This is a genomic window from Pseudanabaena sp. PCC 7367 (assembly GCF_000317065.1).
GTDB classification, from domain to species: domain Bacteria; phylum Cyanobacteriota; class Cyanobacteriia; order Pseudanabaenales; family Pseudanabaenaceae; genus Thalassoporum; species Thalassoporum mexicanum.
The window spans coordinates 1817955-1829874 of record NC_019701.1 but is presented as its reverse complement, the minus strand read 5'-3'; the positions used below and the strand labels follow the sequence as shown (position 1 = coordinate 1829874).

Here is an 11920-nt window from a genome sequence, read left to right as displayed (position 1 = left end):
AAAATCACAAATCATAGCATTTTTGGGTAATTTAGCAATGCCTGCCTCAGTCAGCTTTAGAACTGAATGTTTGGATCTTGTTGCTATGTGGTTGATTGCCTTTGAATTGATTACTGAATTTGCTTGGCTTCTGGCTTACGATCGCTATTTTTCTAAAGAATGATCGCGCAATAGCATTAACCTGTTTCCTTGATCGCAGGAGCAATTAGATCGATCCGATCGGTCCAGATTCCCCCCGCATAGTTGGCAGGCAGGTCTTTGAGGCGATCGGGTTGATCGAAGCCCTGGGAAAAACCTTCGCCCCGATAATCACCCACCAGGAAAACCTGTGTATCTACTTTTTTCATTCGTTGTAAAAAACGATTCGGCCAGCCCCACATCAATCTTGCATAGTTCACGGGTATCAATAACATACTGCGATCGCAAGTATTTGGCACATAGCCAGTCCAACCCAGAGCAATGTAGCGAGTTAAGCAATGTTTGAGCCGACGCAGCCAGATCGTTTTGACTTCTGGTAGTTGTTCCCGAATTACACTCACCGGGCGATCGCCACCATAGACCATGATCCTGGCTTGGCGCTGCGGCGGTAGGGCAGCTAAGCGATCGGCCAAAAGTTCCCCTTCACTGCGATCGCGGCTTTTGACATCAATGATTAAATTGCGATCGGGAAAAGTATCTAATACCTCCGCCAGCGAAGGCATCATGCCCACACCTTTGCCTCTGAATGGATATGTTTTGCCCCCATCAGACGTATAACCATAGCCAATATCCAGGGATTGCAAACTGGCCAAACTATGTTCACGGGTGACACCAGTGCCATTGGTGCGACAGTCAACCGTCCAGTCATGGAATACGGCAAAGTAATCGTCGGTGGTGCGATGTACATCAAATTCCACCAGATCGGCTCCGGCTGCGAATGCTGCTTGCATAGATGGGATAGTGTTTTCGAGGTAATCATGGGGCGTGGGGAGCATCTGGGCGGCGGTGCAGGTTTCGTTATTTAGCCCCTCCCGGCTATAGTCCTGGCTGAGTCCGCGGTGGGCAGCTAAAACTGGGCGATCGTCGATCGGCCTCGCCAGGAAAGAGGCATTGTTTAAATAAACTAACAACCCGAAGATCACGATTACTGCGATCGTGGCCTTGATTAGTTTTTTGACCCTGATGCGTCTCTTAAGCTTGCGCATGGATGAAATACTCGATTTCTGGGAAGCCTGACCAGCTAACGACGGGGCAGAAACGGAAACTGCCAATTAAACTCGTTGTCGAAGCGGAAATTAGTAAACGAAACCGAAATAGTAATATCGATCGCGCGGACATGATGCCACCAACCTACTGGGACGAAAATTGCCTCGCCCGGTTCCAGGATTACCTCGATCGGTTCGACGTTGCGGTAGAGCGGGTAGCGATCGTAGTCGGGATTCTCGCAATCCACCTCGCTGTAATATTCCTGGTAGTTATACAGCCATTGGGTTTGATAGGGCGGAATTAAGCGCCACAGCTTGCGCCCCATTACCTGCGCCATGATCAAATTGCCTGGATCATGATGCAGCGGTGTGATCGTGCCTGCGGGCCCTAGCCAAAAATATACTTTGCCATCACCATCGCCAGGATCGAGGAAGTCGGGAAAAATTTCAATGTCTGCTAGTAGTTTTCTAAGCTTAGTTTTTTCTAGATTGTTATTGATCGCCGTCATGTAATAGTCATTGCTGGTGCCCTGACCACAAACCCGATCGATATATTCTGCAAATAAAACTGTTTGCCGATGTTCATCGACATTAATTTCATAGTCTCGATCGGTTTGGCGATTGGTTTGTACTTCTACTTCTACTTGGCCGTAGGTGGTTTTGAGATAGTCGATCGTCCACAACTGCATCGCTGGCCAGTCATCCATCATCTTGGTCAGGATTACCGGCGTATTTGTGGCATAGTAATTTTCTAGGAATTCCTGGGTGCTCAGGCGATCGCGGCAATCGATTTGTTGTGGTTGCGGTGATAGCTGCGCCAGCTTGGCATAAATCCCCAGGTGCGATTGCAACTTACCCAGCATTTGGGCACAATATTGCCCGGCTTGAAAATAGGGATGATTGGCGAGAGTAGCGATTTCTTGCCTAACCTCGATCGGATTGAGGTTGTGCTTAGCTGCCGCCGCCAGAATCGATTCATCGGAATTGCCCAGTAATTTATTTTCCGCAATCCAACGCCGCCAATCATCAGTGAGGGGTTGATAGTCAATGGTGAAGGGAGTATAGCCGATCGGGTTGAAGCGGTTGGATTGATGATTGAACATAATCAGCTATCAGATATAGTATCAATTTCACCAAAAACTATTTCAATAATTTCTGGCGCAAAGTATATTTTGGATCGAGATTGAATGTCAGAATCTATAACAATTCCTGCCTGTATTAATCTTTCCAAGTCTCTTTTAGCAGTCGTGTATGCTACATCGCTCAATTCTGCCATTTTAGGTATTGTTATAACAGGGGATTTGAATAGCTGATCAATAATTGCATTCAATCTAAATGGCACACCTGTCTGAGATAATAATTCTCGATATTGTTCTCGAAGCGCAACTAAACGATCAGATCGCAATATTGCATCTTTTGATTGTTCAATTGTGCCCTTTAAGCAATAGACAATCCAATCATGGAAATCACCTGTGGTGCTGACTTTGAATAAATTGTTTGTGTAATCATCTTTATATTTATCAAAGTAAGCGCTTAAGTATAGCCAGGGCTGCTGGAGTTTGCAGTATTCATATATCATTAGCGACATTAATAGTCGGCCGACTCTGCCATTACCATCAAGGAATGGATGGATGGTCTCAAACTGATAATGCACCATAAAGCAAAATATCAATGGATCGATCGATATGCCTTGATTTGCTGACTTTTCTAAGTCATAAAGGCAATTCATTAATTCATTTGGTGGTGGTGGAATAAATCTGCGATAAGAAGCAGAACCAATGTGAACTTGAGTGCGCCGAAAATTACCTGGATCTCTATTTGCTCCTCTTACCCCGTCTAATAAAGTGTTATGTAGCTCTCTAATTAACCGTAATGAAATACCTACTTCATTTAACAAGTTAATTCCTAGTGAAAGCGCAGCACTATAGTTTGCAACTTCTTTCCACGCATTAACTGAGTCTTGGACAGACTTTGGTTCTCTAGGGTCTAACTCAAACAGTAATAATTGTTCGGGCGTGGCATAAGTTCCTTCTAGGCTTGAAGATCTTAAGGCTTCGCGCTTTTGTAGAGGTTTTAAGAGTAGGTCAAATGATGGCAAGTGCCTGCCAACCCCGTCTAGTCTGCCAAGCTCTCTATGAGCTTCAATTAGAAGAGGTAAAATGTCGGTGGGTATTTTCCATGTCTGTGGTAAAGGTGCTGGAATAAAAGCCCAATCATTTATTCCGTGGATTGTGACTTCTCTAAGAAAGCCCAATTTATTCGACTTAAATAAAGATTTATCAACCACTCACCTTTTGCCCTACTTGATAGAGATTCTCTCTCGAAAATTGAATCTAGATGAATTTAAATTTAACCCGAATTTCGAAAATTGAATCTAGGTGAATTTAAATTTAACCCGAATTTCGAAAATTGAATCTAGATGAATTTAAATTTAACCCGAATTTCGAAAATTGAATCTAGGTGAATTTAAATTTAACCCGAATTTCGAAAATTGAATCTAGATGAATTTAAATTTAACCCGAATTTCGAAAACTTTTTGAAGTGGAATATAATCCAATCCAGATCGCCCTTGCTAATCATCCCCACAATAGCTAAGAACATACCAAAGCAATAAAAGTAATGCGATCGCCTGGAACCGATCGGACTTCTGTGCTAATTTAAATATTCGATTATTGTCGAATATAATCGATCGACTGCTGCCTAGAGCTTGTCACGTCAAAGCCAATTGCGATTTAATGATGTGACACTTAATCTAAATGCTCTATGCTAGAAATTAAGGATTAATTCCAACTGCCGATGTAGCACAGTGGTAGTGCAGCTGATTCGTAATCAGCAGGTCAGGGGTTCAAATCCCCTCATCGGCTTAATCTAGAAACTTTACTTTGAAATATCTAATAGCTACTGCTTAACCGCAGCAAAATTTTGTGCCTTGTGATTATTTGAATTGTTGCCATTACTTTCACCACCATTATTGCTGACATGCAAAGTCTGGGTGGGGAAGGCAAACTCGATCGCCCTTTGCTCAAATTCTTGCTTGATCGTGAAGTTAATCTGTTGTTGCACGTCCATATAGATGTTGTAATCGTTGCTGTTGACGTAATAAACAATTTCATAGATCAAACTGAAATCACCATAGGCAAAGAAATGGGCGCGATCGAAGGTGGCACTTTGGGTATTGACGATCGTGTCTTTGATCAGGTTAGGAATCTGGCGCAATTTTTCCAGGGGTGTGTCGTAGGTAATGCCAATTTGGAACGCAATCCGACGGCGATACATGCGCTTGTAGTTTTGGATGCGTGAGTTGGTAAGTGCCTTATTCGAGAAAATGACCTGCTCACCTTCCAGACTACGAATGCGGGTAGTTTTTACGCCAATGTGTTCGACTGTGCCAGCAAAATCGCCGATTACCAGGAAATCACTGATTTCAAAGGGGCTATCCAGCAGGATTGCAAAATAACTAAATACATCCTCAAACAAGCCCTGGGAAGCAAGACCGATCGCTACACCACCAATCCCCAAACTGGTCAATACGGCGGAGATCTGGAAGCCCAGGTTGTCGAGCAAAAAGACCATGCCGATCGCCCAGATTATGATTCTGATCGCTGGTAACAACAGGGACAAGCTCTTGGTGCGGGTAATTTCATCCCGCTTAGTGAGCCAATAAAATTCTAATACAGAAGCAATTAGGGCATTGACGAAGCGAATAATAAAAACCGTTAGGGCAACTGTCCCCACCACGCGGATCACTTCATCGATCGTTTCACTGAAAATCAAGTCCTGGAAGGCCAGATAAAAAACAGTGACATAGAGGATCGGGATCAAGGAGCGATCGACCAGGGAGATGAGGCGATCGTCCAAGTCATTTTCAGTATGCTCAGTCCACTTTTTCAAGCGCCGGATAATGATCGTTTCGATGATTTGCACCGCAGCCAAACCAATCGCAACTGTGGCCATTGCCAGTGCATAATTGGAAACAGGATTACCGAGAAATTCTTGTTGGAGTATTTCGTGCAGCATAATTAATTTGGTAATGATCGTAGCGATCGGGATAATCACACGGCGATCGATCGAATAGTTGAATCAGAAAATATGTATGATGAGCAGGCAGAGCCAACCTGGGCTGAGCTGTGTAAAGCTTAAAGCTGTCTGTAACTATTAGAAACGGAACTTAATGGTTTAGTAGTCTACCAAAAGTCAGGTTAATTACAAATTAGATTTGCTTAACCCAGCTTGATTAATTCAATTGCATCGTAATATTAGCAATGGTTTCAATCTTGCTAAATGTCTAATTTTTGGTAGTGCTTAGTATCTAACATCAAAGCTTAGATCTAGTTTTGGCATTACATGTGGTTGGGATGATTTAATGACTAAGTGATCGGTCAAGCTGATATCAGGCAGGTGTTTGATTTTTGGGCGACATTTTCATGCCTGGATGATGCAAAGCCCTATTGTTAAATCATTTTTGTGTTTAGGTAATTACAATTGCCCATTTATTGTTTGCCATGCCCTATATCCTCGGTAGTCGGATTGATGCCACTAGCTATGCCCAAGTTTGCGATCGACTGGTGGCATGTTTGGCAGCGGGTCAGTATGGCTATGTGGTTGCGGCCAATGTGCATGTGGTGATGACTGCGTTTTGGCAGCGGCAATATCAACGGATAGTGAATAATGCCATGATCGTTACACCGGATGGAATGCCGTTGGTGTGGGGATTACGGCTGTTGGGGATCAAAAAACAATCGCGTGTTTATGGCCCAGATTTAATGCTGGCCTGGTGCGATCGCGCGGCTCAGGCGAATTTGCCAATTTATTTATATGGCGCTACGACGGAAACCCTAACTAAGCTAGAGCAAAACCTCAGATTACAATTTCCCGGTTTGACGATCGCAGGCAGCTATGCACCACCCTATCGATCGGCAATTAGCCTGGCAGAGGTGACCGCAGATGTGGCCAGGATTAATGCCACTAAGCCAGCGGTGGTGTTTGTGGGTTTGGGTTGCCCAAAGCAGGAATACTGGATGGTGGCGGCGGAGATGAAGCTGGAGGCGATCGCCATTGGTGTCGGTGCGGCGTTTGACTTTCATGCTGGCACGGTGTCGCAATCGCCCCGCTGGATGATGAACCTGGGGCTAGAGTGGTGCTATCGATTCATGCAAGAGCCCGGTAGATTATGGCGGCGCTATTTAATTAATAATCCGATGTTTGTGGTGCTGTTTGGCTGGCAACTGTTGCGGCGCAAGTTGGGTTTTGCCAAGCAGGGTAATCGCCAAACCGATCGATAACTCGTCTGTTGCTCAAGATGGCTTACCGATCGCTTTAATTTCTACAATTTCTACTCAAACCGCCGCCAATATTCACGCATACTGCGCCCTGGTTCGTAGGCTGTTTCTAGTTGAAACGACATCATCGGATGGGTGATCAGGGTATTGGTAATATGGCCATTTGCCTCTAGCGATCGTGGCCCCGACATCTTGCGCATGAAGTCGCTGCGACTAGAAGCGATCGTCCACCATTGGTTGACATGACTTTTGGATGGATGGCTATAGTCAATCCCAATTTTGGGTTTCTTGGCTTTTACTGCTTTGTGCTTGCGTCTAGATTGATGGTTTTTTGTTCTCAAGCTTGGTTTAAGGGATAGCTCGATCGCTGAGCAACAGGTCAGCAGGTTCCTAAGGTCAAGTAAAGTCTTTCTAAATCGATAACTTACTTTCAAGTTTTCGATCGAGATTACTGGCACACTTTCTTGCCGATTGAATTTAGCTGGCTGGTGAGTAACTATTGCCGTTGCCTTTAACTTCTGGGCAGTCAGGACATGGATGGCAGCTTTTAAATCAGCGATCCCATTAGTTAATGGTTCTAAATCCGGTAGCCAGTTTTCATCAAACTCACAAATTCGAAAGAGGGACTTAATTTCATCTAAGCAATTGGAGAATTCTTCCCTAGAGGTTGTTTTCCGAAAATGATTGCAAATCTTAAATAGACCCATCCTGGTGATGCATGGCTCGATGTGGGGAGAACCAATAAATTCATCATAGGTTTCAAATAGCTCAGGATCTTCCAACGCAGACAGAATCGTATCTGCATCCAGCATTATTCGAGTTGGGCTAAATTCTTTCATTACCTCTACCTCTTCGAAGAAATAATTGACCCTAAAAACTAGGTCAACTTGAATTCTTTTAAATCGGCTAGCAAACTAGAAATCTAGGTCGCAAGAGGGGAACTTCGGTACTTAAATAAAACACTTAAAACAGGTGATTGGATAATTTAGTGAGCTATTTTTATATATTTAAATTCGCACAATAGCTGGCTGAGTTAATTCAATCAGTGAGTTATTAATGGCTATTAACTAGTGCTATCTAACCTTAATCGAGATCCACTTGAATTACATGAAATTACATAAAATCAAATTAAATCAAAACTTGATGGTTAGCTAACCCATAGCGCGGTTTCCTGATTCCCCCAAATAGTCACGATCGCCTGGTACACCAAGAGCTGGTGGATGAGTATTGAGCATCCTTTGGAGTTCGGCCAAAGAACGACGACCTTTCTTTTCTAGTTTGGGTTCTGTAGGATTTTCATCGGGGACATACTCGATTAGATCTTCGGGAGAGCATTCAAACAGCCGACATAATTTAATTACTCTCTCGATCCATTCCAGCCCGGTGCGATTATTTTCCCAATTAGCAACCGTGTTCTCAGTTACTTGGAGTAGCTGAGATAGTTCCCGTTGGGTTAGGCCCATATCTTCTCTGAGCTTGGCGATCCGTGTGACTGGTTTTAGTGGTTCCATATCGATTTCCCCAGATATGTTTAAGTATAGTGGTTTGCCTAAATGTTTTTGGTTAACAAATATGTAGTTTGAGTTAAAACAAATTAAATTGGCGAACTGAACTTGTGTAAATTTGATTACCCCAATAAATTTGTGCTAGCATAATTTCACATTATAGCTATTACAGAGCATAAATGTGACTAAGTGGGTTAAACAAAATAAGTTGATTAGTAGATTAGTGAAAACCTGCGCAACATCATGCGCAACATCAATAGTAATCAGGAGTAATCAGGCGAATATGATTGATGCTTGGACATGGTCTGACCAGCAGTTGTTCTTTGAGACTAGTTCTTAGTTTAAAACCAAGTGGATCTAATCTATGGCGCTGTAGTTTTTGCCCTTTGCTAGTCAGATGATTTGGCTAATATGCATAGTCTGGCTGAAAATTGAGCGATCGCCATTACTCCCCTATTTATCTACCTCAGGATGTTCTGTATGCAAGCTAACTGCTCTTGATTCAAAAAAAGGAGTATTGCTATGAGAAACAGAAGACGCGGATATCAATCGTTGGTGATCACAGGTAGCGATCGCCGTTCCAGACGAATGATTGAGCCACGACGCAGGCGGCAATACCACCCGTTTTTGATCTTTAGCTTATGGTCGCTGCGCTGCTTAGGATTTTTTGTTGTATTGGTGGTAATTGCTTACTTAGTAGCCCTGGCCTTTAATTTAGCGCTTGATTGGAAAGGCTGGTTTCAGGCGGCTTATTCGATCTCCTGGCGTTGGTTTGTGTGCAGCTTTTGCCTGCTGGTTGCCTATGCAGTTTGGGAGAGCCTTAGACATTGATTCAGCAATCGTTACTTCAACAATTTTAGTGAATCGGTCAATGGTTAAGTTATGTATCAATTAAAAGCAATTAAGCCCAATTAAATTGGCCAATAATTATTACACTTAATTATTTCACTCTAGGGCTAAATTATGGATCAGATGTGATCTAGGCTACAAGTTCTGGCTGCCGACGCATGATTGTTAGGAAATGGTGGGCAAACTAGATTCTAGATCGGGCATTACTATTTAGTTAATACATTTAGATAGTTAATATCTATAAATAGTCAATCCCTAGGGAAACTACTGGAGCAACTAGCCTTGATTAGCGATCGCCCCCCTCAACTACCCAAACGAGATATCCGCGCCTGCCAGAGCTTGCAAATCATCCAACCACCAGAAATTGGCTGGTATGGTGCTTTGGTGCTGGGCTTGGGCGATATATTAGGCTTGGTGCTAGCGGGTTATGTGGCCGAAACAATTAATAATGCCTTTGCGCCGTTGCCAGAAAAACTGGATTGGGGGCATTGGCTGGGAATTTCGGGCATTTTCTGGTTGATGGCGATCGCCACGGTATTTCTGTTCATTTATCATAACTTTTATTCCGCCAATTCTCAATGGCGTAATTATGTCAAACAGGCGCAGGTGATCAGCACGATTTATTTGTTCTCGCTGGTGATCGCCTATTTTTATGACCCGAAGCTAGATGCCCCACGATCGTTATTTTTCTCGGCCTGGGCAGCCAGTATTTTGTTTGTGATTGGCTTGCGCTTGTTTTTGACCATTTTGCTCAATCAGTTTTTTCTGACCCACCTGGAAACCAAAGTATTTATTATTGCCCCAGCAGAGCGGATTGCGGTGTTGGCGGATTTGATCGAACGGCGCACCAAATGCAAAGTGGTGGGGTCAGTGGTGGCATCGATCGCCCATACTGATTCGGCAATGCGCTTAATTCTCGATTCCGGTGCCAGGGAAGTGCTGGCGGAGAACTTGCCAGAAACGGAACTTGCTTCTAATCTCTACTGGCAATTGCGCAACGCGCAGATTAATTTACGCCTGGTGCCTTCTAGTCTGGTGATGCTGCACCGACGGGGATCGCCAGAAATTTTTGCTGGGGTGCCCACAATTAGAATTGAAACCAGATTCTGGGGGATTTGGGATTATCGATTCAAGCGCTTGGTGGACTTTCTGGGGGCTTTGTTTGGTTTGGTGGTGCTAGCGCCATTGTTTGTGGTGGTGGCGATCGTGATTAAATTGGACTCCCCTGGCCATGTCTTTTATGCCCAGGAACGAATTGGCTTGCATGGCAAGGTATTTAGAATGTGGAAATTTCGCAGCATGTATGCCAATGCGGAGCAGCAACAGGCCAGCCTGGAAAAACATAATCAAAGCCAGGATGGGGTGATGTTCAAGCTCAAGCATGATCCCCGCACCACCGCGATCGGTCGCTTTATCCGCCGCACCAGTATTGATGAGTTGCCCCAGCTAATTAATGTGTTGCTTGGCCAAATGAGTATGGTTGGGCCAAGACCATTGCCCTTGCGCGATGTCTCAAAATTTGACCCCTGGCACCATACCAGGCATCTGGTGGTACCGGGTATGACTGGGCTGTGGCAAATTTCGGGGCGATCGGACATTGACACGATCGATGATGCGGCCAGACTAGACCTGTTTTATATCGATCATTGGTCGCTGAATCTGGATCTAGAAGTGTTGGTGGAAACCCTCAGGATTGTTTTGTTTGGTAAAGGCGCTTATTAGTTATTGCATAAAAATAAAACAACTAGGCACAAGCCCTGACCAAGCCGGCAAATTTAAAGCAATTTGAGTTGGGTTGATTTGTTCAACTCCCTAACTTTTCGCTACTTGCTTCTTAACTTAATAGATCGCCTGAAATAATTATTGCTTGGTTAGCGATGTTTGTGCATCGTTTTCGATCGAACTAACGCCGTACAACTCAAGCCAGCAAAGACTTGGCCACATAATTATGTGTATGTCAGCAGCGCTTGCATGTGAGTGAATTTTAGCCAAAGTTGCGATTGATTAACGCACATTTGTGCAGAAACAATGCCAGATGAACGCAGCCCGAATGGCACAAATAGTTAATGCCTTCAGGCAAGTGATAAAGGTATGCTTAGCTTAAGATTCCTACAACTCCACACCAGAAATGGTTGTGAACCCCATCCTTGGCTTAGGGTGGGTTTTTTATTTTTTATGGCTATTTAGACTAACTAGCCCATAACCAATTGCGTCTTTTGGGTCTTTGATTGATTAGTTTGCCCGATCGCTTGGCTTGAGCGTTTAACATGGGCAAAAGCTAAGATTCATATAGCCCGATCGAGATCAAAACCAATTGCTTTGGCTCTCAAGGCTGGCTTTGCTTGAACATAGAAAATTATTAAAAACGAGCATATTGGATTCTTGAGGAAAGATCAATATGTTAGAGCCCAAATATTTGTTTAAGTTGCTAGTGCTGTTTCAATCGAGATGTTGTGCAAGGAGTAACCCGAATGCTAAGAGTCACAAGATACCAATGCAAAAGAAGTCTTTTGAAGATGCACTAGGGTATTGAGAAGCTGGCAAACTCAGGTTCTCTTGGCCTGATTAAAGCTCTCGCGGTTTTCGTAAATTGGAAATAACTTTTCCACATTAGCGAGGCCAAACAAAGCTCTTGGTTGATCATGGAGGGAGCAAAACGCTACTTCACCCCCCAAGCCAGTGATATGCTTCACCCCAAAAATAAGTGAGCCCAGCCCCGCACTGTCGAGGAACATCACATCTTGCATGTCGAACAGCACTAACATCGGTCGATCGGCAGTGGTGTTGATAATTTGCTGGCGTAACTTGCTCGCCTTGAGCACATCGATCCTGCCCCGCAGCGCCATAATATTCCCCTCTAAACCATCCCATTGGTGAGGGTAAATGGAGATCCAATCGTTGTCTATGCTTGGCTTCATTAGTTATTTACAGTTATTTACCAGGGTATTGGCCGGTAGTGCTGGGACGATTGGAGTAGCGATCGGATTCATCGGATTCACAGGATTACTCGAAAACAATATATGGTCTAATGATCGCTTGCCCAGCTTGATTATGGGATAAAAAATCATGTGGAATTAGTTCAGGCGATCGCTAACCAGGATTG

General features: G+C 44.0%; 10 protein-coding genes and 1 tRNA gene. 4 read left to right on the top strand and 7 right to left on the bottom strand.

The window, feature by feature from the left end; translation table 11 throughout:
• Positions 1–176: 176 nt before the first annotated feature.
• Genes PSE7367_RS07135 through PSE7367_RS07125 form a run of 3 tightly spaced genes read right to left on the bottom strand, consistent with a single transcriptional unit; the run spans position 177 to position 3471 of the window.
• Positions 177–1184 carry a glycerophosphodiester phosphodiesterase family protein gene (locus tag PSE7367_RS07135; RefSeq protein ID WP_015164696.1) on the bottom strand — a complete coding sequence of 336 codons (1008 nt, stop codon included), beginning with the start codon at positions 1182–1184 and terminating at the stop codon, positions 177–179.
• Positions 1185–1219: 35 nt separating this feature from the next.
• The gene (locus PSE7367_RS07130; protein ID WP_015164695.1) at positions 1220–2287 is read right to left on the bottom strand and encodes a cupin-like domain-containing protein; all 1068 of its coding nucleotides are present in this window, start codon (positions 2285–2287) and stop codon (positions 1220–1222) included.
• 2 nt (positions 2288–2289) lie between these two features.
• On the bottom strand, positions 2290–3471 hold the full coding sequence (locus PSE7367_RS07125) for a Fic family protein (protein ID WP_015164694.1): 1182 nt from the start codon (positions 3469–3471) through the stop codon (positions 2290–2292).
• A gap of 505 nt (positions 3472–3976) precedes the next feature.
• Between PSE7367_RS07125 and PSE7367_RS07120 the strand changes: the two genes are divergently transcribed.
• A tRNA-Thr gene (locus PSE7367_RS07120) sits at positions 3977–4048 on the top strand.
• Between the two features lie 34 nt (positions 4049–4082).
• Here PSE7367_RS07120 and PSE7367_RS07115 read toward each other — a convergent pair.
• A complete protein-coding gene (locus PSE7367_RS07115) occupies positions 4083–5201 on the bottom strand; it encodes a mechanosensitive ion channel family protein (RefSeq protein WP_051038099.1) in 1119 nt (372 codons plus the stop codon).
• Positions 5202–5686: 485 nt separating this feature from the next.
• On the opposite strand from PSE7367_RS07115, the gene PSE7367_RS07110 reads away from it, so the two are divergent.
• Positions 5687–6466 carry a WecB/TagA/CpsF family glycosyltransferase gene (locus PSE7367_RS07110; protein ID WP_015164692.1) on the top strand — a complete coding sequence of 260 codons (780 nt, stop codon included), beginning with the start codon at positions 5687–5689 and terminating at the stop codon, positions 6464–6466.
• A gap of 50 nt (positions 6467–6516) precedes the next feature.
• Here PSE7367_RS07110 and PSE7367_RS07105 read toward each other — a convergent pair whose 3' ends face one another.
• Both PSE7367_RS07105 and PSE7367_RS21105 read right to left on the bottom strand, forming a co-directional pair.
• On the bottom strand, positions 6517–7302 hold the full coding sequence (locus PSE7367_RS07105; RefSeq protein ID WP_015164691.1) for a hypothetical protein: 786 nt from the start codon (positions 7300–7302) through the stop codon (positions 6517–6519).
• Between the two features lie 312 nt (positions 7303–7614).
• On the bottom strand, positions 7615–7974 hold the full coding sequence (locus PSE7367_RS21105; protein ID WP_015164690.1) for a helix-turn-helix domain-containing protein: 360 nt from the start codon (positions 7972–7974) through the stop codon (positions 7615–7617).
• 516 nt (positions 7975–8490) lie between these two features.
• On the opposite strand from PSE7367_RS21105, the gene PSE7367_RS07095 reads away from it, so the two are divergent.
• Together PSE7367_RS07095 and PSE7367_RS07090 are read left to right on the top strand one after the other, a co-directional pair.
• Positions 8491–8799 carry a hypothetical protein gene (locus tag PSE7367_RS07095; RefSeq protein ID WP_015164689.1) on the top strand — a complete coding sequence of 103 codons (309 nt, stop codon included), beginning with the start codon at positions 8491–8493 and terminating at the stop codon, positions 8797–8799.
• Positions 8800–9099: 300 nt separating this feature from the next.
• Positions 9100–10539 carry a sugar transferase gene (locus tag PSE7367_RS07090; RefSeq protein ID WP_015164688.1) on the top strand — a complete coding sequence of 480 codons (1440 nt, stop codon included), beginning with the start codon at positions 9100–9102 and terminating at the stop codon, positions 10537–10539.
• Between the two features lie 824 nt (positions 10540–11363).
• Here the strand turns inward: PSE7367_RS07090 and PSE7367_RS07085 are convergent.
• Positions 11364–11735 carry an STAS domain-containing protein gene (locus PSE7367_RS07085; RefSeq protein ID WP_083883794.1) on the bottom strand — a complete coding sequence of 124 codons (372 nt, stop codon included), beginning with the start codon at positions 11733–11735 and terminating at the stop codon, positions 11364–11366.
• Positions 11736–11920: the final 185 nt, after the last annotated feature.

Bases quoted from the DNA above. Each gene is read 5' to 3' on its own strand.
- PSE7367_RS07135 (WP_015164696.1), bottom strand. From the start codon at position 1,184: ATGCGCAAGCTTAAGAGACGCATCAGGGTCAAAAAACTAATCAAGGCC.
- PSE7367_RS07130 (WP_015164695.1), bottom strand. From the start codon at position 2,287: ATGTTCAATCATCAATCCAACCGCTTCAACCCGATCGGCTATACTCCC.
- PSE7367_RS07115 (WP_051038099.1), bottom strand. From the start codon at position 5,201: ATGCTGCACGAAATACTCCAACAAGAATTTCTCGGTAATCCTGTTTCC.
- PSE7367_RS07110 (WP_015164692.1), top strand. From the start codon at position 5,687: ATGCCCTATATCCTCGGTAGTCGGATTGATGCCACTAGCTATGCCCAA.
- PSE7367_RS07105 (WP_015164691.1), bottom strand. From the start codon at position 7,302: ATGAAAGAATTTAGCCCAACTCGAATAATGCTGGATGCAGATACGATT.
- PSE7367_RS21105 (WP_015164690.1), bottom strand. From the start codon at position 7,974: ATGGAACCACTAAAACCAGTCACACGGATCGCCAAGCTCAGAGAAGAT.
- PSE7367_RS07095 (WP_015164689.1), top strand. From the start codon at position 8,491: ATGAGAAACAGAAGACGCGGATATCAATCGTTGGTGATCACAGGTAGC.
- PSE7367_RS07085 (WP_083883794.1), bottom strand. From the start codon at position 11,735: ATGAAGCCAAGCATAGACAACGATTGGATCTCCATTTACCCTCACCAA.